The following is a 21,854-nucleotide window of genomic DNA, read 5'->3' as shown; positions in this document are numbered from 1 at the left end:
TTTAAAAGTTTTATGAACGGAAATCGGGAACATCAGTGTGATGTGTTAGTTGTGGGTAGCGGTGCAGCAGGCCTGTCTCTTGCGTTACGTATCGCGAAGTACGCCAAAGTTATTGTTCTGAGTAAAAGCCAGCTTAGTGAAGGCTCAACCTTTTACGCTCAAGGCGGTATTGCTGCGGTATTTGATGAATCAGACAGTATCGAGTCTCACGTTGAAGATACCCTGATCGCCGGCGCCGGTCTGTGTGAAAAAGAGACGGTTGAGTACATTGCTAAAAACGGTAAACGCTGCGTCCAGTGGCTTATCGACGGCGGTGTTCCTTTTGACCGTATTGACGATGATTCAGATGATGAACCACGCTATCACCTGACAAGGGAAGGCGGACACAGTCACCGCCGCATTCTGCATGCCGCTGATGCAACAGGCATGGCGATGCAGACTTCACTGCAGGATAACGTGAAAAACCACCCTAACATTACGATTTTCGAACGTTATAACGCTCTGGACCTTATTACTGAAGATAAAAAAGTACTCGGAGCTTATATCTGGAGCCGCAATCATGAGCAGGTGGAAACCGTAAGAGCGAAGTTTGTTGTACTGGCAACCGGCGGGGCTTCAAAAGTGTACCAGTACACTTCTAACCCGGATGTCTCTTCCGGTGACGGTATTGCGATGGCCTGGCGTGCGGGTTGCCGTGTTGCCAATATGGAATTTAACCAGTTCCACCCGACCTGCCTGTATCACCCGGAAGCGCGTAACTTTCTGCTGACTGAAGCCCTGCGTGGTGAAGGTGCATTCCTTAAACGTCCGGACGGCACACGCTTTATGCCGGACTTTGATGAACGTGAAGAGCTGGCTCCACGCGATGTCGTGGCAAGAGCCATCGACTATGAAATGAAGCGTCTGGGTGCCGACTGCATGTATCTGGATATCAGCCATAAATCTTCTGAATTTATCGAGAAACACTTCCCGACCATTCATATGAGGCTTCTGGATCTTGGCATCGATATGACCAAAGAGCCGATTCCTATTGTCCCTGCTGCACATTACACCTGCGGTGGCGTTATGGTTAACCAGAGAGGTAATACCGACTTAGCCAACCTCTATGCCATTGGTGAAGTCAGTTACACCGGCCTTCACGGTGCAAACCGTATGGCTTCTAACTCTCTGCTTGAGTGTGTGGTTTACGCCCGCTCAGCGGCCAAAGATATCCTGAAAAAACTGGACAGCGTTGAGCTGCCGACAGATCTTCCGCTATGGGATGAAAGTCAGGTTTGTGATTCTGATGAAGAAGTTATCATTCAGCACAACTGGCACGAGCTGCGCCTGTTTATGTGGGACTACATGGGCATTGTAAGGACCGATAAACGTCTTGAGCGGGCAATGCGCCGTATCCAGCTGCTTAAGCAGGAAACGCACGAGTACTACAGTAATTTCCGTGTATCAAACAACCTGCTTGAAATGCGAAACCTGCTGCAGGTTGCCGAGCTGATGGTGCGCTGTGCCATGATGCGTAAAGAGAGCCGTGGCCTTCACTATACGCTGGACTACCCGGATAAACTGGAGAATTCAGGCCCGACAATTCTGGATCCTGAAAAAACAGATAGCTGAAAGCAGAAACATCGCTAACGTTTTTTGTCACTCCGACAACACCTGAGGCGTCATCCCGGAAATAGCGAAGCCATTATCCGGGATCTACTTTCAACGCGCTGTAGAGCTGCGGTCATATAATGCTCTACAGCGCGCTTCAATCAGATTCCTGCCTTCACACAATGACATCCGTTTTTAACGTTAATCTTTAGGCTGATTAGAAATAACCACCATCAAATGCCGGTAATCCTCTTCCCTGCAACTGTCTCTCCACACGGTAATCTTTTGTCCGCTCTGTGAGTGAATAACAACGCACATAGGCCTGAATAAGGTTTCAGCAAACCTGAATACATCCTCCACTCCATTCCAGATTAGCTTCTTGTCCGCCGCAATTTTTAATTGCCCTGCCTGTGATTTCCTGACTCCCTTTGAAAACAGATAAGCTAACATCCAGGCTGAGGCAACTAAGCATACCGGCGAGATCAAAATAGCCCAGATAATAACAACAGAAACAACCAGTTGTATTACCTGAGCTATCAAAGATGGTTGAAGATAGAGATTAACGGACTTTGGCGAGGTTGTGGGCAACAATCTTATCTACCATTAAAGCCAGCGGCTCCCTTTCACTTCTGCCGTGCCCCATCACCCAGGTAAAGAGATCCGGGTCATCACACTCCAGCAGAGCGACAAAATCTTGTTGCTCCTGTTCGGTCAGAGATTCAAAGCACTCCTCAAAAAAAGGCATAATAACTACGTCCAGCTCCAGCATTCCTCTACGGCACGCCCACTTGATACGAGCTTTCTCTTCCGCTGTGTACATGTAAAATCCTCTTAAACTCTTATTTATCTACTTGATTTGTCAATATTAGCCCTAATACTTTCTATGGATGAAGAAAACATCCATTAGCTGACAAATTTTTGTAAGCCGATTAACATAACCTGAAATAATCAGCCCCTGGAACGAAATTATGGACTGGAAAAACCGATTTACTCCTCTCTCCCTGAATGAGAACGACAAGCTGCCTTCTCTGGTACTGTCCTACCTTCCCTCATGCCAGGCAATAAGTGTTTCCGGTGAAGACAGAAAGACTTACCTGCAGGGACAACTCACCTGTGATCTGGTCACCCTTCCAGAGTCTGAATCTACTCTGGGTGCCCACTGTGATGCCAAAGGAAAGGTCTGGAGCCTATTCAGGCTGTTCGGACATAAAGACTCTTACGCCCTTTGCCTGCATGCATCCTCTGCTGAAAAAGCTCTGGCTGAGATTAAGAAATACTCGGTGTTTTCCAAAGTAACTATTGAACTAAGCTCTGATATTGCTCTGGGGCTTCAGGGAGATGGTGCAGATGAGTATATTAACAAAGCAACAGAAGGCAGCGGTAAGGTCCGGAGCTTTATGAACGGAAGCGCTGTCTGGGTGGAAGATAACCGCTGGCTGCTTCTGCTTTCTGAGCAGGATGCCGTCACTCTCACCGAAGAAGATAGCTTTAATCTGGCTAGCGAAGAGGCCTGGAACCTTGCCGATATTAAAGCCGCTCTGCCTTGCGTTACCGACAGCAACCAGAATGAACATATTCCTCAGGCATTCAACCTGCACTTAATTGGTGGCGTCAGCTTTAACAAGGGCTGCTACACAGGCCAGGAAACCGTGGCCAGAGCCAAATACAGAGGCACCAATAAAAGAGCAACCTATATCCTGAAGGGAAAATGCGATACCAGGCTGGAAGGAAGGGTTGAACTGGAAAGAAATGTCGGACAAAACTGGCGCAGCGCCGGAGAGTTTCTCAGCTACTATCAGTATGCTGACGGCCAAGTAACCGGCATAGCCGTTCTGCCAAATAATCTGGAACCGGATACCAAATTCAGACTTGCGCACCAGCCTGACAGCAGCTTTGTTTTTGGTGAAATGCCTTACTCACTGGAAAGTGAATAAGTCATGACAGACACCCCGTTTAATACCCGGATAACCGACTATCTGGAAGGGCAAAAAATTCCCTATCAGATACTGCGGCACCAGACTCCGGCTGTCACCATAGAAGATGCCGCCAGACAGCGCGGCATTTCTCCACGCCAGATGGTCAAATCCATTTTGCTAAGGGATATGGACAATAATTATGCCTTAGCCTGCGTCCCCGGAGATCTGCAGGCTGACCCTAAAAAAGTAAGGCAGATTCTTCAGTGCCGTAGAATGACTTGTGTATCATTAAGTGAAGTCCCCGAAATCACCGGCTACCAGCCCGGTACGGTAGCCCCCATTATGCTGCCAACTCCAATGCCTGTTTTTTTCGACAACAGCTTTAAATCCATTCCTGAGATAACAATCAGTAGCGGAAGCAATATGGCCGGACTGGCGCTTAAAACCGAGCATCTTGTTTCACTCTGCAATCCTACCTTTGCAGATATCACCCGTTAATTAGTGAGAACACAATTACATCCTTTCATATTATCTCGATCTAGATCACACTAATAAACTCCCAATTATGAATATTTAATTAATTACAACAAATAAATATTCACAAGACCTTATTTTGTGTATGCTCTTCGTGCTGTTCGGCTCTAACGTTTTTTACGTTGCTTTTGAGCCGGAGAAAAAGTGAATCCGCTGATTTATTCAGTTATCCACTTTTGTGTAATGCATCTGTGACTATTGGCCCGCCTTGCGCGGGCATTTTTTTTTAGACTATCTGCTCTTTTTTCTGGTAGAAGCCAGAAACCGAACTATCCTTATTAAGTGAGCTTTAAATGAACAAACTTAGTACAAAATTTAGCCAAGAGTTCATTAAATCTAAAAACGAATAAATATCCGATTTAATTTTTGCGCCCAAGGTCACGCTGATGCGGATAAATATCCTCATTTATGCAGAACTCAGCACAAAAATCCAAATCCATAGGTTCATGCGAATCTTTAGTCGGTTTTAGTCACATTAATGTAACCCTGTTTTTTCTATAATTCGTCTTGCAAGATTGATAACAAGGATTCAACTATGAGGTTGTTTAAGCGCTATTCACCCGGCATGATAGCGAAGCATGTTAGTAGGCTTTTTAAAGGAAGAATTTACATCTACGGAATTGGAAAATTTGAATTTGATAACGGTAAGCTCATATTGCCGGAGCGAGCTGACAAGCGTCATTTTATGGCTGTAAAAGAGATCAATGAAGAGGTAATGAGACTTCGTTGCGCGTACGCTTAATTGTTTTTTGTTCTCAAAAGAGGAAGGGGTTGGTTTATAATACCAACCCTTTTTAGTTTCAGCTATTTACCAGCAAAATCAGGCATTTTGGCAAGATAAGGCAGGTTACCTTTTAACCCCAGAGCGCGCTTCATAAGCTCATCTTTTGCTCCCGGCAGCTTACCGGCAAGAGTCATACCTATACCACGAACCAGTTTCTTCGCAGGATTTCCGCCATCAAACAGATCTCTGAACCCCTGCATTGCAGCAATCATTTTTGCCGCTTCAGATTTTCTCCAGCGCTCGTATTTTCTCAGCCCGGGGCGGCGGCCGATATCTTCCCCATTCTGCCACAATTCCAGAATAACCTGAGCCAGACTGGCCGCATCTAACAGTCCAAGGTTAACACCCTGCCCGGCAAGCGGATGTATGGTATGAGCCGCATCTCCAACCAATGCAATGCGCTCCAGAGTAAAGTCTCTTGCATAACGCATTTTTAGCGGAAATGCCTGCCTGTCACCGATAACTCTGCAGCGTCCAAGCTTCATATCAAACTCGGCTGACAGATGCTTGTTAAATTCATCATCCGGCATAGCCAGCAACTGCTCGGCGCGGTTTGGATCCGTTGACCAGACAATTGAACTCATATCCGGTTCAGACATTGGCAGAAAAGCCAGAGGTCCCATAGGTGAAAATGACTGCCTTGCTGTTTTTTGGTGAGGTTCAGCCGTTCTTATATTGGCAACAATGGCACTGTGGCCGTAATCCCAGTGAGTTAAGGGAATATCCATCTGCTGGCGAACCCAGGAGTTAGCACCGTCCGCGCCCACAACAAGCTTAGTGGTCAGGGACTGGCCGTTATCTAAAGTAATCCAGGCTTCGCTTTCGCCCATTACCAGACTCTGACATCTGGTCGGCATATACATGGTTACATTTGGCTGATTGCTTACCTGCTCCAGCAGTGCCAGTTGTATCACCCTGTTTTCAACAATATGCCCCAGATTAGGCTGTCCGAATTCACCGGCATTAAATTCAATGCGGGCGAAGCTGTCCTGTTCCCAGACTTCCATTGCTTTATAGGGAGAAAAACGCCTGCGCTCTATTCCCGGCCAGGCGCCAAGATTCCGCATAATCACTTCACTTGCCCGGCTTAGCGCAGATACACGCACATCCGGCAGAAGATCCAGTTCATCTGAAGGTTTATTCGCCTCCACAACAGCAATTCTTAAATCCGTATCTTTCAGAGCGGCAGCCAGCGTTAAGCCAACCATCCCGCCACCAATAATGGCGATATCAAAACTTTTCATCATAATCTATCTTTTCACCATACCCATGGTTCTGCTCAGTAGTGGCTTTGTAAGCAGAGGAATATTATCCATTGCCATCAGCGATACGTTTCTTCCCACAACCAGAGGCAACCACTCATTTGAGAAAACATGTACCAATCCCGCCGTCAGATCAATCGTAGAGCGGCGGTCATCCTCTCTTCTTTGCTGATAGCGGTTTAAGGTCCGGAAGGCACCGGGATCATCACTCTTAACCAGCTCTTCAGCCAACGAGGCCACATCGCGGATACCAAGATTAAAACCCTGCCCGGCAATAGGGTGAAGAGTCTGAGCGGCATTGCCAACTGTCGCAAAGCGATGGGAAGTGATTTTACTTTTTTCTTTCAGTATCAGCGGATAGGAAGCTCTGGAGCCAACCTGAGTCAGTTTTCCCAGTCGCCAGCCAAATGAATCCTGTAGCTGAGCGAGAAACTCTTCATCAGAAACCGCCATCATCTGAGATGCAATCTCCGGAGATAAACACCAGACCAGTGACATTCTGTCTTGAGTCAAAGGAAGCAGCGCAAGCGGCCCGTTTTTGGTAAAGCGCTCAAAGGCCCTGCCATTATGCGCTTCTGTGGCGGAGATATTGGCAATCAAAGCCGTCTGATTAAAGTCATGCTGCAGGTTTTCAATCTTCATTAACTGGCAGCAGTGCGATACCGCACCATCAGCTGCCACCAGCAAGTTAGCTTCAAACTGCACTTGCGACTTCAGCGTCACCCGCACAACATCAGGAAATGACTCAATATCGCTCACAGAATCCGGGCACAGGAAGTCGATATTATCCAGCTGATTCAAGCGGCTATGATAAAAACAGCCCACCTTTTCCAGCTCGGCAACATAGCCCAAAGCATCAACGGCATAATCAGCAGCAACGATATCCGTCATTCCGGCATGGCCTCTGTCAGACACATGAATATGCCTGATAGCCGTCGCTTCAGACTTTATGCCTTCCCATAAGCTAAAGGATTTAAGGATATTCACGGTTCCATGCGAAAGCGCAATAGAGCGGGAGTCAAACCCGGGATGAAGAGAGTTATCGGCCTGATAGGGTTCAATCACCGCAATGGAAAAGCTGCGGTTACTCAGCTCACTCAAGGCCAGAGCTAACGTTGCCCCGGCCATGGCACCACCGGCAATTGCGATATCGTAGTGTTTCATTGCTCGCTTTTCATCCCTGACACTTTGTACACATGTTACTGAGGGCATCATGCTGGTATCGATAAGCAAACCCTCCGTGCCAGGGAAGGCACGGTGGAGCCCCATGGATGGGTCTATGCGTGTTTGTGTTCGATACCAGTATGATGCCCGCCACCGGGCCAAACCTTAATGTATCGTAGGCTGGCTATCTTTCTCCGCCTTAACACCATACTGAGCATGAATAGTCAGCACACACGCTTTTACATGCTCAATAACCTGCTCCAGCAGGTCCGCCTGCTCATCCATATCGTCATCTTCATCAATACCAAGCTTGCCGATTTCTTCTAAGTCACCCAGCGCTTCTTTTACATCCTCTGGCATATCTTTCAGAGAAACGTTAATCAGGCCCAGGCCAGAAATAAAGTGATTCACCCAGTCAGACAAAGCATCAGCAAATTCCAAAAGATCCTTATCTTCATCAGGTAACAGCAGCGACATCTCCATGCCCGTGCCCGTCAGTTCTGATGTTGTAACCTTTAGAATATCGTCGGCAATTCTCAGAGCCCTGTCAGTCCAGGCCATACCATCACTGGTGTAATCAAAAATCAGCGGCTGCCAGCTTGTATCATTCAAAGACATCCCGCCACTTAGCATACCTGCCAGCAAACCATGTAACTCAGCAGGGGTGACAGACAGCTCTGCCGACTGAAGTACCGATTCCACACTCAGATATTCCGGAAGCGTTGTTTCGCTCATGATGACTCACTATTTATTAAATGTTTGTTAAAGAGTAATCGTATCATTTCATGGCTAAGGCGGGAATGGTAAAAAGCGTTTTGAGACAAGCAGGAGATAAGCTGGTAGCTAAAAGTTCGGTGGAGAGGGCAGTGAACTGATATTGAACACAAACACGCATAAACCCTTCCATGGGGCTCGATCTTGCCATCCATGGCAAGAACGGTTTGCTTATCAATATCAGTCCACTACCCTTTCGGCTCCTCAGAATAACAAATAGACAATTCGCTTAGTTCCTGAGTCATTGCATCAGCAAATATACCGAATTAATGAGGAATCACTTGAATCTTAAATTGGCTTTACCTATAGTTCCACTTCGGTGGTAACAGACCACCAAACGGCTTTTGTGGCGCATTAAGAGTTCATTCGGTATGAGTAATCAAGCGGTAGAAATAGAGATTCTAGGTAAGATGACCAGAGTTAACTGTCCTCCGGGTCAGGAAGAGTCATTGCTTAACGCTGCTGCTGACCTGAATGAACGACTACAGAAGATGAGCGAAAAGACTAATGTAGCTAACACAGAAAAGCTGCTTACTATCGCTGCACTAAACGCCTGCTACGAACTTCAGCAGAGAAAAACTGATGAAGAAAGTCAAAAGCAGATGACTGAGCGCATGGAAAAGCTCAGTGCATCGTTAGAAGATGCATTAAAAGATTTATCACACGGACAGCAGTGATATACTCAAATTTACCCTGGAGTGTTTGTCAGCAGGATTACGTCCCTGAGCCGATAAGCAATACCTAAGGGTTAGTACTTGATAGCTATTGAGCAAGCTCGGCCCGTATCGAGAAGCCTACGGTTATCATTGCTGATCCGCCTTGAACCAGCTGGTTCAAGGGTCAATATCCTCAACGGCACTCTGGGGTACCTCTATGCCAAACCTGTCCAGAACAGAAATCCGCAAGCAAATCCGCAGCAATAGAAACGCCATCAACGCCTTAGATCAGACTCTGGCCGCTGAGGATATCCTGCAAAAAGTCAAAAAATTCCCGTTAATCCAGACCGCGCAAAATATTGCCATCTATTTATCTGCAGACGGCGAGATAGATACTCACCCTATCATTGAATACTTCTGGCAGCAGGGAAAAACCGTTTGCCTGCCTGTAATTCACCCTTTCTCCAAAGGGCATCTGCTATTTCTGGAATATACTCCGCAAACCCCTATGGTAGAGAACCGCTTTAATATTCAGGAGCCGGAGCTGGATAAACAGAAAATTGTGCCTGTGTCTGAATTGGATATTGTTTTCACTCCTCTGGTGGCCTTTGATGACAAAGGGCACAGGCTTGGTATGGGCGGCGGGTATTACGACAGAACACTTGAGAAGTGGTTTAAAACAGGCGAAGGCCCCACTCCGGCTGGTATTGCTCACAACTGCCAGCAAGTTGATGAAGTACCGGTTGAGCCCTGGGATGTCCCGCTTCCTTATATCATTACCCCTGATAAAATTTGGCAATGGGAAAGCGAGTAAGAAACCGCTATAATCCCGCGCAATATATCCCCCTATTAATTCCGGAGAATGGCATGACTCAAGATGAAATGAAGAAAGAAGCTGGCTGGGCGGCACTTAAGTACGTTGAAAAAGGAAGCATCGTTGGCGTTGGTACAGGTTCTACAGTAAAACACTTCATTGATGCTCTGGGCACTATGAAAGATGACATCAAAGGTGCTGTATCCAGCTCTGTCGACTCTACGGAAAAACTAAAGGCGCTTGGCATCGAAGTTTTTGACTGCAACGAAATACTAAAACTGGATGTTTACGTTGACGGCGCAGACGAAATTAACCCGGCGCGTGAAATGATCAAAGGCGGCGGTGCTGCACTGACTCGCGAAAAGATTGTTGCGGCTATCTCTGAGAAGTTCGTATGTATCGTTGACGGTACTAAAGCTGTGGATGTTCTGGGTAAATTCCCGCTTCCGGTTGAAGTTATTCCGATGGCCCGCTCTCAGGTTGGCCGTGAAATGGTGAAGCTGGGTGGTGACCCGGCTTACCGTGAAGGTGTGGTAACGGATAACGGCAATATCATTATTGATGTATACGGCCTTGAAATCACCAACCCGAAAGAGATGGAAGACAAGATCAACAACATTCCTGGCGTTGTGACTGTTGGCCTGTTTGCTCACCGCGGCGCTGATGTGGTGATTACAGGTACTCCTGAAGGAGCAAAAATCGAAGACTAACTGAGTAAGTTTTCTTGATTTTCTGTTGCTTAATGACGAACGGCGCTTGAAAGCGCCGTTTTTTATTATTTATTCCGTAATTTTCTTACCCATACGCCGTTTTTTTTGGTAAGTTTATGGTCACTAACTGTGCAACCTTCCCTAGTATCCCCCGTGTCACCCATGGGATTAGCTAATCAGATTAAAAAAAGTTGCGCTTATAACTTTTCATTTTAAGGACGAGAAGAGATGGCGAAAGTATCACTGGAAAAAGATAAGATTAAAATCCTGCTTTTAGAAGGACTACACCCTTCAACGGTAGAGGTTTTAGAAGCCGCAGGTTACACCAATATTGAATACCATAAAGGCTCCCTGCCAGAAGACGAACTGCTTGAAGCAGTGAAAGATGTTCATTTTATCGGTATCCGCTCCAGAACTAACCTGACTGAAGAAGTATTCCAGGCTGCGAACAAGCTGGTTGCTGTTGGCTGTTTCTGTATTGGTACAAACCAGGTAAACCTGAATGCGGCAGCTGTGCGTGGTATTCCGGTATTTAATGCGCCGTTCTCAAACACACGAAGCGTTGCAGAACTGGTTGTTGGTCAGCTTCTTCTGTTACTTCGCGGCATTCCAGAGAAAAACGCACTGGCTCACCGTGGCATCTGGCAGAAAAGTGCTATCGGTTCTTTTGAGGCCCGTGGTAAGCGCCTTGGTATTATCGGTTACGGTCATATCGGTACTCAGTTGGGTATTATGGCTGAAAACCTGGGCATGCGCGTCTACTTCTACGATATCGAGAACAAACTGACTCTGGGTAACGCCACTCAGGTTCACACCATGAGCGATCTGCTGAACAAGTGTGATGTTATCTCTCTTCACGTTCCGGAAACACCGGAAACCAAAAACATGATGGGCGCTGAAGAGTTCTCCCGCATGAAGCCTGGCGCTATCTTTATCAACGCCGCTCGCGGTACCGTTGTTGATATTCCGGCACTGTGTGACTCTCTTGAGTCTGGTCACCTTGGCGGTGCAGCTGTGGACGTATTCCCGACAGAGCCGAAAACAAATGCAGACCCGTTTGAATCTCCACTGATGAAGTTTGACAATGTGATTCTGACTCCGCACGTGGGTGGTTCTACTCAGGAAGCTCAGGAAAACATCGGTATTGAGGTTGCAGGTAAGCTTGCGAAATACTCTGACAACGGTTCAACACTATCAAGTGTGAACTTCCCTGAAGTATCTCTGCCAAGCCACACAGGTGCTTCACGTCTGCTGCACATTCACGAAAACCGCCCTGGTATTCTGAACAAGATCAACACCATCTTCGCAGAAGAGAATATCAACATCGTTGGTCAGTACCTGCAGACAAAAGCAGATATCGGTTATGTTGTTCTGGATATTGAAGCAGACCGCTCAGAAGAGGCTCTGCAGAAGCTGAAAGGCATCGACGGCACTATCCGCGCACGTCTTCTTTTCTAATACTTGTAAGCCCGGCAGTCACCAGCCGGGCTTTTTATTACTTCTGCTCAAACCGGTAAATCACACTGACATTGTCCCGGATAGTGATACTGGTATCCTGATACTCCATTGAAGACTCAGCCTTTGCGTTCATCGCTCTCATCATCACAGGCTGCACTCCCTGGTTGTTGTGGTAACTGACCTTCCACACACCATGCAACTCACCACCAAAGCCTTCAGCAAGAGATTTCGCTTTTTCATTGGCATCTCTGATCGCTTCAAGGCGGGCTAAGCTCTGATACTTATCCCTGTTTTTTACCTTCAGTTGAATATTATCAACTCGCTTAATTCCCTCTCCCAGCGCTTCATCCAGATAGGTATTGAGTTGCTCCAGATTATAAGTGGTCACCGTTATCCTTCTTGTCGCCCGGTACCCCACAAGCTCAGACTCACCTGACTTAGGGTAGTGATAACGCGGAGCCAGATGCAGGTTGGCCGCCTGGATATCATCCCGGCTGACCCCGGCTTTAGTTAATCTGCTGACAAACTTAACGACTACCTCATCGGCAGCTTTCTTGGCCTGTTCAGCACTCAGCGCCGACTCTATCACCTGGACAGAAAAGACCGCCATATCCGGCTTTGTGACCACCTCGCCATAACCACTTGTTTCAATATGAGGGAAGTCCGGAGACGCCGAATAAGCGGGAGTGACCAGATTCCAGGTTAGCGCAGCAAGCAAAACAGAAACTTTTTTCATCGTATCGACCTTTTTTGTTGTTTTAAGAATATCTTAGCTTCTGACAGAGAAAAAAAGGCGAAATAATCGGCATTTAACCAAAAGCTGACTTACAGAACACCATTCTTGGAACAGGTATCATTGCGGAAGATGAGACCGGGCATAGCTAACGATGGAATCAGACAACTCCTTCAGAACACCGCTTTCCAGCTGCCAGTGGTGCCAGTACATTTTTTGTGGCACGGACAGCTTCGGCGTGAGATTAACCAGGCGTCCATCCCTCAGTTCATCTTTGATTTGCGGCTCCGGAATAAGGCTGTACGCAATTCCGGCTACAGCCAGTTTAACAAAGGCTTCAGAGCTCCGGACTGTGTGCTTCATAACACTGGTCATTGGCAAACCAAAGTGCTGCTGGATAAAGTTTCCGTGCATATAATCATACTGGTCAAACACCACTGCCGGAGCCTGAACTAAAGACTCGGGCGTCACTCCTTCAGAAAAGTAACGCTGTTTAAACTCAGGACTGGCAACACAAAGATAATCCACCCGCCCCAGATAGTCAGCCTCACACCCCTGCATAGGCTGCACTTCCCGGCTTATTGCACCAACAACCTCACCACTTCTTAGTTTCTCGAGAGTGCGTCCTTCATCTTCCACAACCAGATTCAGTTCAATCCGATTGGTAAGCAGCAGCGAGCTGAGGCTGGGAATAAACCAGGTTGCTAAACTGTCAGCATTGGTAGCAATGGAAACCGATAAGGCACTTTCCAGCGCATCACTGCTTAACTCCGGCAACAGATCCTGCTCGAGTAGCCTGACCCTCCGGTACAAACCAAGCAACTTCTGCCCTGCCCCCGTCGCCCTTGGAGGCTGCTCCCGGACAAGCACCGGCTGAGCCAGCCACTTCTCCAGTTGCTTTATCCGCTGTGAAACCGCAGACTGAGTAATACACAAAACCTCAGCCGCCTTCTCAAAGCTCCCCCGATTAATCACCTCATCCAGTGCCTCAATCCACCGATAATCCAACCCTCTCATACTACCCTCCTAGCCCCATAACCCCATAACCCCATAACCCCATAACCCCATAACCCCATAACCCCATAACCCCATCATAAGCCAAACTAATAAGCAATAAATAAAATTAGTTACATTTATACCACACCGCTAAGTAAACTACCCCCAGTCTAATTTCTAATTTTCGAGGAAAACGTGAACTTCTGGATTCTTCTTCAGGGCTTTACCCTTGGCGCAGGTATGATCATTCCCATTGGCGCACAAAACGCCTATGTCTTAAATCAGGGTATAAAGCGTAACCACCACCTGACAACTGCAACCCTGTGCAGTCTTCTTGATATTCTGTTTATTTCTGTTGGTGTGTTTGGTGGCGGGGCATTACTGTCACAAAATGAACTGCTGCTAAATAGTGTGACTGTCGGCGGCGTTGGCTTCCTTAGCTACTATGGTTATCTATCACTGAAAAGTGCACTAAACCCTCAGCCAGAGGAAATCGAACTAGAAGGCAGTAAGAGAAGAAAGCGGGCTGTGATTGCCGGAGCATTGGCGGTTACTGTATTAAATCCACATGTCTATCTGGATACCATAGTCGTGCTGGGTTCTATCGGCGGTCAGTTTGAGGGAGTCAACCGCATCTCCTTTGCTGTAGGAACCATGCTGGCCTCACTAACCTGGTTTTACGGATTAGCTATCGGAGCCGCCAAAGCCGCCCCTCTGCTGTCACAACCAAAAGTACAAAGAGGCATAGACGCGGTTGTAGCCCTCATCATGTTCGCCATCGCAACTTCTTTAGCGAAAGAGCTTTACCTTCAGTACGCGTAGATAGTTTCAACGCAAAGCGTTGGAACGAGCAAGGAAGCATCACAGAAAGCAACATAAAAAAAGCGCGAAGTAACCAACTCACTTCGCGCTCCTGTAACCTAGCCTACCTTATTCAAATGCACATCCATCTGCGGAAACGGAATCTCAATCCCTTCTTTATCAAGCGCTTCTTTAATCGCCTGAAGCGTATCAAAATAAACGCCCCAGTAGTCTGCAGTCTTAACCCATGGACGAACAACAAAGTTCACAGATGAGTCAGCAAGTTCAGAAACGCCGATAGTTACAGCAGGATCTTTCAAAATTCTCTCATCCGCAGCCAATACAGAACCGATAACCTCTTTGGTTTTGTTCAGGTCAGCACTGTAAGAGACACCAATAACCAGATCCACACGACGGGTATCATGACGGGAATAGTTAACGATTGGACCACCAATCACACCGCCATTAGGAACAACCACCATCTTATTGTCCGGTGTTTTCAGTACCGTCTGGAAAATCTGGATAGACTCAACCGAACCAGCGACACCACCGATTTCCACATAGTCACCTGACTTAAACGGACGGAAAGCAACAATAAGCACACCGGCAGCAAAGTTAGATAACGAGCCCTGCAATGCCAGACCAACCGCTAAACCGGCGGCACCGATTACCGCAACCACAGAAGCAGTCTGTACGCCAACTCTGCCCAATGCTGCGATCAGAACAATGATAAACAGCAGATAACGAACCAGCGCAGTAACAAAGTCCACTACCGCTTTATCCATATCACGCTTGCTGAGCAGTTTACCTACGCTGTTCGCAATAGCTTTAACGATAATATTACCGATAAAGAGGATCAGAACTGCAGAGATAATATTTACGCCATACTGGATCAGAAGGTCTGAGTTATCCACCAGCCAGCTTTCCATTTTCGATATGCCCTGAGTAACATCTGCCACTGCCGGCACAATAGTTTCTTCTTTTGCCATTTTTATTCCTTAAAGCTGTTGTTCTTCGAAGTGTAAACACGCGCGGTGTGACTATAAAAGGTATAAGAAAGTCTGGGTCAAATTTCTGTAAAGAAACAAGCCACTTACCACACGCATGACCAATTTAAGATAGCGCACTGTCATACTGTAAATCCAGAAGCTGATCTTAGAATTAATCAAAAAGCATAAAAAAAAGCCGCTCTTTCGAGCGGCTTTTTTAAATAATGCTATTAAAGACGAATTATAGTACGTCTACAGCGTTAAGGTCAGCGAATGCTTTCTCAAGACGAGCAACCATAGAAGCCTGACCAGCACGTAGCCATACGCGTGGATCGTAGTACTTCTTGTTAGGCGCATCTTCGCCAGTTGGGTTACCGATTTGACCTTGTAGGTAATCGTGGTTTTCAGCTTCGAACTGACGGATACCGTCCCAGCAAGCCCACTGAGTATCAGTATCGATGTTCATTTTGATTACACCGTAGCCGATAGACTCTTGGATTTCTGCTTCAGAAGAACCAGAACCACCGTGGAATACGAAGTTTAGAGCGTTAGGTGCGATACCGAACTTCTCTGCACAGTATGCCTGAGAATCACGTAGGATAGTTGGAGTAAGAACAACGTTACCTGGCTTGTAAACACCGTGTACGTTACCGAAAGAAGCTGCGATAGTGAAACGGTGGCTAACAGCGTTCAGTTTCTCGTATGCGTATGCAACGTCTTCTGGAGAAGTGTATAGCTCAGACTGATCCATATCAGTGTTGTCTACGCCATCTTCTTCACCACCAGTACAACCAAGTTCGATCTCGATTGTCATGTTCATCTTAGCCATGCGCTCCAGGTACTTAGCACAAGTTTCGATGTTCTCTTCCAGAGACTCTTCAGAAAGGTCCAGCATGTGAGAAGAGAATAGAGGCTTACCAGTTTGAGCGAAGAACTCTTCACCAGCGTCTAGTAGTCCGTCGATCCAAGGAAGTAGTTTCTTAGCAGCGTGGTCAGTGTGCAGGATTACTGGAACACCGTAAGACTCAGCTACAGCGTGAACGTACTTAGCACCAGCTACAGCACCAAGAATTTGAGCTTCCTGACCTTCTAGCTTAAGACCTTTACCAGCGAAGAATGCAGCACCGCCGTTAGAGAACTGAACGATAACTGGAGACTTAACTTTAGCAGCTGCTTCAAGTACTGCGTTTACAGAGTCAGTACCAACACAGTTAACTGCTGGAAGAGCAAAGTTGTTTTCTTTAGCTACTTCAAATACTTTTTGTACGTCGTCACCAGCGATAACACCTGGCTTTACGAAATCGAAGATCTTAGACATGGGTTTAGTCCTATTTTCTGTCGTATTAAATTAAAAATTTGGCAATCGTTTGCTTACAACGGGCGGCATTTTAGCAACATTTATCCGATAACAGCAAACGTAAAAAGGCGGGAAATAAAACCCGCCTTATAAATCAGTCAATTAAGCTTTAGCACGCTCTTCAAGCATTGCTACTGCAGGAAGTACTTTACCTTCAACGAACTCAAGGAATGCACCGCCACCAGTAGAGATGTAAGAAACGTCAGCTTTGATACCGAACTTGTCGATAGCAGCCAGAGTATCACCACCACCTGCTACAGAGAAACCTGCAGATTCAGCGATTGCTTTAGAGATACCAGCAGTACCCGCTTCGAAGTTCTTGAATTCGAATACGCCTACAGGGCCGTTCCAAAGGATAGTTTTTGCGTTACCGATGATTTCAGCAAGAGCCGCAGTTGAATCAGGGCCAAGGTCGAAGATCATGTCGTCATCAGCAACGTCAGCAACGTTCTTGATTTCAGCTTCTGCGTTTTCGTCAAATGCTTTTGCACATGCTACGTCAGTTGCAACTGGGATAGAACACTCTTTCATTAGCTTCTGAGCAGTTTCAACAAGGTCTGCTTCGTACAGAGATTTACCAACATTGTGGCCGTCTGCAGCGATGAATGTGTTTGCGATACCGCCACCAACAACTAGCTGGTCAGCAACTTTAGACAGAGACTCAAGAACAGTCAGCTTAGTAGAAACCTTAGAACCACCAACGATAGCAACCAGTGGGCGCTCTGGGTTGTCCATTGCTTTACCAAGTGCTTCTAGCTCAGCAGCAAGAAGAGGACCAGCACATGCAACAGGAGCGTTCATGCCAACACCGTGAGTTGAAGCCTGTGCACGGTGAGCAGTACCGAATGCATCCATTACGAACACGTCACAAAGTGCAGCGTACTTCTTAGAAAGCTCTTCTTCGTTTTTCTTCTCGCCTTTGTTAAAGCGAACGTTTTCAAGAACAACAAGCTCACCAGCGTTTAGTTCAAGACCGTTTAGGTAGTCTTTTGCCAGTTTAACTTCGCAGTCTAGTGCGTCGTTCAGGTAGTTAACTACAGGAGCAAGAGAGAACTCTTCTGCATATTCACCTTCAGTTGGGCGACCCAGGTGAGAAGTAACCATTACTTTCGCACCAGCTTCCAGGCAAAGCTTGATAGTTGGTAGTGATGCAAGGATACGTGCATCTGAAGTTACTTTGCCGTCTTTTACTGGCACGTTAAGGTCAGCACGGATGAATACACGTTTACCTGCTAGATCCAGGTCAGTCATCTTGATTACAGACATGGTTTGTCCTCTCGATATTTAAAATTAAAAAGTTTGAGCGGTTTGGCTCCATGCCAAACCATAAATTCTTTAACTGCACTTAAGGTTGGGATGCTGGATATTTTTTTCAAGTCCTGAAATAAATATTTCTACTATCCCTGTTCTACCACGGCTCGATGGTAGTCTTTCTATGTTCCGGCAAAATTATTCTTAGCCGAACATTTCTGTGGCGGTATCCAGCATTCTGTTGGCGAAACCCCATTCGTTGTCGCACCAAACTAACATTTTCACTAAATGACCGTCACTCACTCTGGTTTGGGTTCCGTCCACAATCGCGCTATGCGGGTCGTGGTTAAAGTCGATGGAAACCAGAGGTGATTCAGTATAATCAACAATGCCACGTAATGTACACCGAGATGCCTCTACGATGGTTTGATTTACGTCATTAACTTTCACATTTGTACCGATAGTGACACTTAAATCCATTGCGGTCACATTAACAGTGGGCACCCTCACAGAAATTGCTTCAAACTTGTTGGAAAATTTCGGAAAGATTCTTTCAATTCCCTTATGCAACTTAGTATCAACTGGAATAATTGACTGACTGGCCGAGCGGGTTCTGCGCAAATCTGAATGGTAAGCGTCGATGACTTGCTGATCATTCATCGCTGAGTGAATGGTTGTAATTGTGCCTGACTGAATACCAAATGCCTCATCAAGCACCTTAATGATCGGTACAATGCAGTTTGTTGTACAAGAACCATTTGAAACCACATTGTGCTCAGGCTTAAGGGTCTGATGGTTAACACCATAAATAATGGTGTTGTCTAAGTCACTCGCCCCCGGGTGTGAAAACAGCACCTTCTTTGCACCGGCTTTGATATGTTTCTGTCCATCAGACTGATTGCCGAATACCCCGGTACAATCTAAAACAATATCCACATCCAGATCCCGCCAGGGTAAGAGCTCAATATCTGCAAGGTGCAGAATACGCACAGAATCAAAATCGCCGCTGGCATGGTGAATAAACAGATGCTCCTGATCATTGGTCACCTTCTTACCAAAACGACCATGACTGGTATCAAACTGAAGCAGATGCGCCATAGCGTCAGGCTGGGCTAATTCATTTACTGCGACTATCTGAATCGTTTCGTTCTTACCGCTTTCGTATAGGGCACGAAGTACATTGCGCCCGATACGGCCAAATCCGTTTATTGCTACTCTTAACATGAACTAATTGAATTTCCTGTATATAGAATGAGACATGATTCTACAAAACCCTGACATAACACCATTGTCACTGGATATACTTTCTCATTAATGAAATCATACAGATGTATCACTTACAACCTACGAGAACCAGTAGTGTCTAGCCTTGATTCACCATTATTATTACCCAAACAAGAACTAAAAAAACACCTTTATCCTGTTCTGATTTTTGTCATCCTACTTTCCGTTATTTCAGCGGTGAAGTTCTGGCCTAAAGTTTCAGGAATGGATCTCTGGGATAACGACGACTATATGAGATACGTCCAGTTCTCTGAATGGCTGGAGCATGGTCACTGGTACTTACAACCCATGGAGCGCTTTAATCCGCAAGACGGTCAGATTATGCACTGGTCCCGCCTTCCGGATATTCCGCTCGCAGGTTTTACACTGATTTTCTCTTCGGTATTTGAGCCTGAGACTGCAAAAGCAATCTCAATGACTCTGGTGCCAGCTATATATATGCTGGTTACTGTTACCAGTTTGTCAATTCTCAGTATCCGCTTATTTGGCGCATCTTCGGCCTTCTATTGTGCGGTGTACGCCGTATCTTCTGCATTGCTGGTAAAGTTTATTCCCGGCTCTATAGATCACCACAATATACAGCTTGCTATCGCAGCTTTGTTTTTAGCCCTGCTACCGCTCAGCAGCGCTGACTTAGATAAAAAGCATATTGCCTGGTTACAGGGGCTGCTTATCGCACTGTCTCTCTGGGTCGGAGTCGGTAATGTTATTTTTTATGCTATCACTTTGTCTGTTTTCACTTTGATGGCTTACTTCTACAAGCCCAACGCTTTCAAATACATTCTGAACTTATGTAGTAGTGCTTTTATTTTCACTGTTGTCTGTACTCTGCTCAACCGGCCGTTCTCTGAATTTTTCATCCCGCATACCGATGCGATTTCTGCTCTCTTTGCCTCCTGTCTGTTTTCCGGGGTTATTTTCTGTGTACTGGCCCCGATAGCACTAAAGCAAGATAAAAAGTACAAAATCGCTGCGCTGTTCCTTCTAGGCGGACTCTCAGTACTACCCACAATACTGCTTTTCCCAGAGGTGCTCTCAGGCGGATATGTAGGTTACCCGCCCCTGTTATTAGAGTACTGGTTAGATCATGTTGCAGAGGCAAAATCCAAACTGGAATACATCAGACAAGATGGATTCTTCTCATCAAGTAATATTTTCCTGATATATCTTCCGGCAATTCTCTCCATTTACTTTCTTAAGAAAAAGCCGCAATACATTGCCCTTTATCTGGTTTTTATCTTAGCTGTAGCGCAGTGCCTCTTCTGGCAAAACAGGGCATCTCTGATTGCTGTTTTACTTGGCGTTCCTCTACAAACACTGTTCTGCCTGTCTATAACAGAAAAGCTAAAAACCTCACTGGCGAGAGTCGCTGTTGTTCTTTGGCTATCACCACTATTTATCACCGTTGCACTGGGTGGGCTTTCTGAGGATGATACTAAATCTGGGAATGAGCTAACGACTGTTGATAAAGATAAAATTTCTTTGGTGCAGTTAATTAAAGAGAATGAAGTGCATCAGGAGTTGATATTAGCTCCCATTGAGTATGGGGCTATTCTATTAGCAAGAACAGATAACCACATTCTTTCTGCACCTTACCACCGAAATATCAAAGGCAATACCTATACCATAGAAACATTTGTAGAAAATGATATGGAACAAGTCAGGCAGTCTCTTGCAAATAAAGATATTTCATACATTCTTATAGGAGAAAAAAAACAAAGCGCTCTGTTAAGAAATCACTCAGAAAAAGGCTCATTCATCAATAGATTGGCGGAAAAGGAGCTACCTTCCTGGATTCAGCTTATCGACTCCACTTCTTCCGGCGAGGTGCTTTTTAAGGTTCAAAAAGAGGGAATGTATGAAAAACAATAACCATAGTGTAGCCGTAATTATTCCTTGCTTTAATGAAGCTGGCGCTATTGGAGAGACTATTAGCGGATTTCAGTCGGCTCTTCCAGACGCCAAAATCTACGTCTATGACAATAACTCCACGGACAACACTATTCAGGAAGCCAAGGAAGCTGGAGCCATTGTAAGAAAAGAACCAAGGCAAGGGAAAGGTGAAGTCGTCAGACGAATGTTTGCAGATATTGATGTGGATATCTATGTAATGACTGACGGGGACGCAACTTATGATCCAACGGCTGCTCCTACGCTAGTTGAAACCCTAATCGAGCAACAATTGGATATGGTTGTCGGCACAAGGTCAATTGCAAAGGAAGCCTACCCAACAGGGCATATTCTGGGGAACAAGGCTTTCTCTAGCCTAATCAACGGCTTTTTTAACGCATCCCTTACCGATGTTTTTTCAGGCTATCGTGTTATGAGTAAACGCTTTGTAAAAACAATCCCGGTATTGAGTGATGGATTTCAGATAGAAACAGAATTAACTGTACATGCTTTACATCACAAGCTCCCCATTATGGAGCTACCAACCAGCTATCAATCAAGGCCAGAAGGCACAAGCAGCAAACTGCGTACTTTTTCCGATGGGTTTAAGATCCTTAGCTTTATTTTGTTCCTTATCCGAGATATTAAACCACTGTTGTTTTTCTCATCCACAGCACTTCTGCTTACGGTCATATCTCTGTTCTTAGGCGTTCCTGTGATCTTTGAGTTTATGGCAACCGGGTTGGTAGAAAGATTTCCGACAGCTATTCTTTCCAGCAGTATTGGGGTTATTGCTATTATTTGTCTGTTTACTGGGTTGATCTTGGATAATGTTAGTCGGGGTAGAGTGGAAGCTAAAAAACTATTTTATTTAAGAAATCGTTAGGCCGA

At 46.0% G+C, this 21,854-nt stretch carries 22 protein-coding genes and 1 other RNA gene; 12 read left to right on the top strand and 11 right to left on the bottom strand.

From position 1 onward, the window contains the following. The first annotated feature begins 12 nt into the window (after positions 1–12). Positions 13–1,611: an L-aspartate oxidase gene (gene nadB, locus L3Q72_RS02200; protein ID WP_275131049.1), complete on the top strand. Its 1,599-nt coding sequence runs from the start codon at positions 13–15 to the stop codon at positions 1,609–1,611. Between the two features lie 180 nt (positions 1,612–1,791). Here the strand turns inward: nadB and L3Q72_RS02195 are convergent, their stop codons facing one another. Both L3Q72_RS02195 and L3Q72_RS02190 read right to left on the bottom strand, forming a co-directional pair. Continuing rightward, complete coding sequence (locus L3Q72_RS02195; RefSeq protein WP_275131048.1) at positions 1,792–2,181, bottom strand: protein YgfX; 390 nt, start codon at positions 2,179–2,181, stop codon at positions 1,792–1,794. Beyond that, positions 2,150–2,410: a succinate dehydrogenase assembly factor 2 gene (locus tag L3Q72_RS02190; protein ID WP_275131047.1), complete on the bottom strand. Its 261-nt coding sequence runs from the start codon at positions 2,408–2,410 to the stop codon at positions 2,150–2,152. Before L3Q72_RS02190 ends, L3Q72_RS02195 begins: the two co-directional genes overlap by 32 nt. A 148-nt stretch (positions 2,411–2,558) precedes the next feature. Here L3Q72_RS02190 and ygfZ point away from each other — a divergent pair, with 148 nt between their 5' ends. The 3 genes from ygfZ to L3Q72_RS02175 all read left to right on the top strand — a co-directional run bounded on the left by ygfZ (position 2,559) and on the right by L3Q72_RS02175 (position 4,782). Further along, complete coding sequence (gene ygfZ, locus L3Q72_RS02185) at positions 2,559–3,524, top strand: tRNA-modifying protein YgfZ (RefSeq protein ID WP_275131046.1); 966 nt, start codon at positions 2,559–2,561, stop codon at positions 3,522–3,524. Between the two features lie 3 nt (positions 3,525–3,527). Then, positions 3,528–4,004, top strand: a complete 477-nt coding sequence (locus L3Q72_RS02180; RefSeq protein WP_275131045.1) for a YbaK/EbsC family protein — start codon at positions 3,528–3,530, stop codon at positions 4,002–4,004. A 571-nt stretch (positions 4,005–4,575) separates the two neighbouring features. Beyond that, positions 4,576–4,782: a DUF1107 domain-containing protein gene (locus tag L3Q72_RS02175; RefSeq protein WP_275131044.1), complete on the top strand. Its 207-nt coding sequence runs from the start codon at positions 4,576–4,578 to the stop codon at positions 4,780–4,782. A 62-nt stretch (positions 4,783–4,844) separates the two neighbouring features. On the opposite strand, the gene L3Q72_RS02170 is transcribed toward L3Q72_RS02175, so the two are convergent. The 3 genes from L3Q72_RS02170 to L3Q72_RS02160 form a co-directional block, all read right to left on the bottom strand. Beyond that, positions 4,845–6,071: an FAD-dependent 2-octaprenylphenol hydroxylase gene (locus L3Q72_RS02170; RefSeq protein ID WP_275131043.1), complete on the bottom strand. Its 1,227-nt coding sequence runs from the start codon at positions 6,069–6,071 to the stop codon at positions 4,845–4,847. A 3-nt stretch (positions 6,072–6,074) separates the two neighbouring features. After that, a complete protein-coding gene (gene ubiH, locus L3Q72_RS02165; RefSeq protein ID WP_275131042.1) occupies positions 6,075–7,250 on the bottom strand; it encodes a 2-octaprenyl-6-methoxyphenyl hydroxylase in 1,176 nt (391 codons plus the stop codon). A gap of 165 nt (positions 7,251–7,415) precedes the next feature. After that, a complete protein-coding gene (locus L3Q72_RS02160) occupies positions 7,416–7,985 on the bottom strand; it encodes a YecA family protein (protein ID WP_275131041.1) in 570 nt (189 codons plus the stop codon). 410 nt (positions 7,986–8,395) lie between these two features. Between L3Q72_RS02160 and zapA the strand changes: the two genes are divergently transcribed. The 5 genes from zapA to serA all read left to right on the top strand — a co-directional run bounded on the left by zapA (position 8,396) and on the right by serA (position 11,662). Further along, positions 8,396–8,701: a cell division protein ZapA gene (zapA, locus tag L3Q72_RS02155; RefSeq protein WP_275131040.1), complete on the top strand. Its 306-nt coding sequence runs from the start codon at positions 8,396–8,398 to the stop codon at positions 8,699–8,701. Positions 8,702–8,711: 10 nt separating this feature from the next. Next, positions 8,712–8,895: non-coding RNA, 6S RNA (gene ssrS / locus L3Q72_RS02150), on the top strand. A gap of 2 nt (positions 8,896–8,897) precedes the next feature. Continuing rightward, the gene (locus L3Q72_RS02145; RefSeq protein ID WP_275131039.1) at positions 8,898–9,494 is read left to right on the top strand and encodes a 5-formyltetrahydrofolate cyclo-ligase; all 597 of its coding nucleotides are present in this window, start codon (positions 8,898–8,900) and stop codon (positions 9,492–9,494) included. Positions 9,495–9,547: 53 nt separating this feature from the next. Beyond that, on the top strand, positions 9,548–10,204 hold the full coding sequence (gene rpiA, locus L3Q72_RS02140) for a ribose-5-phosphate isomerase RpiA (protein WP_275131038.1): 657 nt from the start codon (positions 9,548–9,550) through the stop codon (positions 10,202–10,204). A 228-nt stretch (positions 10,205–10,432) separates the two neighbouring features. After that, a complete protein-coding gene (gene serA, locus L3Q72_RS02135) occupies positions 10,433–11,662 on the top strand; it encodes a phosphoglycerate dehydrogenase (RefSeq protein ID WP_275131037.1) in 1,230 nt (409 codons plus the stop codon). Between the two features lie 37 nt (positions 11,663–11,699). Here the strand turns inward: serA and L3Q72_RS02130 are convergent, their stop codons facing one another. Beyond that, positions 11,700–12,398, bottom strand: a complete 699-nt coding sequence (locus tag L3Q72_RS02130; RefSeq protein WP_275131036.1) for an oxidative stress defense protein — start codon at positions 12,396–12,398, stop codon at positions 11,700–11,702. A 117-nt stretch (positions 12,399–12,515) separates the two neighbouring features. Then, the gene (locus L3Q72_RS02125) at positions 12,516–13,412 is read right to left on the bottom strand and encodes a LysR family transcriptional regulator ArgP (RefSeq protein ID WP_275131035.1); all 897 of its coding nucleotides are present in this window, start codon (positions 13,410–13,412) and stop codon (positions 12,516–12,518) included. A gap of 174 nt (positions 13,413–13,586) precedes the next feature. Between L3Q72_RS02125 and L3Q72_RS02120 the strand changes: the two genes are divergently transcribed. Next, positions 13,587–14,213 (top strand): LysE/ArgO family amino acid transporter, encoded by a 627-nt coding sequence (locus L3Q72_RS02120; RefSeq protein WP_275131034.1) that lies wholly within the window; start codon positions 13,587–13,589, stop codon positions 14,211–14,213. Positions 14,214–14,311: 98 nt separating this feature from the next. Here L3Q72_RS02120 and mscS read toward each other — a convergent pair whose 3' ends face one another. The 4 genes from mscS to epd form a co-directional block, all read right to left on the bottom strand. After that, a complete protein-coding gene (gene mscS, locus L3Q72_RS02115; RefSeq protein ID WP_275131033.1) occupies positions 14,312–15,181 on the bottom strand; it encodes a small-conductance mechanosensitive channel MscS in 870 nt (289 codons plus the stop codon). 241 nt (positions 15,182–15,422) lie between these two features. Then, the gene (gene fbaA, locus L3Q72_RS02110) at positions 15,423–16,499 is read right to left on the bottom strand and encodes a class II fructose-bisphosphate aldolase (RefSeq protein ID WP_275131032.1); all 1,077 of its coding nucleotides are present in this window, start codon (positions 16,497–16,499) and stop codon (positions 15,423–15,425) included. A 141-nt stretch (positions 16,500–16,640) separates the two neighbouring features. Beyond that, the gene (locus L3Q72_RS02105) at positions 16,641–17,804 is read right to left on the bottom strand and encodes a phosphoglycerate kinase (RefSeq protein WP_275131031.1); all 1,164 of its coding nucleotides are present in this window, start codon (positions 17,802–17,804) and stop codon (positions 16,641–16,643) included. A 189-nt stretch (positions 17,805–17,993) separates the two neighbouring features. After that, on the bottom strand, positions 17,994–19,013 hold the full coding sequence (epd, locus tag L3Q72_RS02100) for an erythrose-4-phosphate dehydrogenase (RefSeq protein WP_275131030.1): 1,020 nt from the start codon (positions 19,011–19,013) through the stop codon (positions 17,994–17,996). A gap of 135 nt (positions 19,014–19,148) precedes the next feature. Here epd and L3Q72_RS02095 point away from each other — a divergent pair, with 135 nt between their 5' ends. Together L3Q72_RS02095 and L3Q72_RS02090 are read left to right on the top strand one after the other, a co-directional pair. Next, positions 19,149–20,945, top strand: a complete 1,797-nt coding sequence (locus L3Q72_RS02095; protein WP_275131029.1) for a hypothetical protein — start codon at positions 19,149–19,151, stop codon at positions 20,943–20,945. Continuing rightward, positions 20,932–21,849 (top strand): glycosyltransferase, encoded by a 918-nt coding sequence (locus L3Q72_RS02090; RefSeq protein WP_275131028.1) that lies wholly within the window; start codon positions 20,932–20,934, stop codon positions 21,847–21,849. Before L3Q72_RS02095 ends, L3Q72_RS02090 begins: the two co-directional genes overlap by 14 nt. The last annotated feature ends 5 nt before the right edge of the window (positions 21,850–21,854 follow it).

The organism is Vibrio sp. JC009 (assembly GCF_029016485.1).
Classification (GTDB): domain Bacteria; phylum Pseudomonadota; class Gammaproteobacteria; order Enterobacterales; family Vibrionaceae; genus Vibrio.
This window is presented reverse-complemented; position numbering and strand designations above follow the sequence as displayed.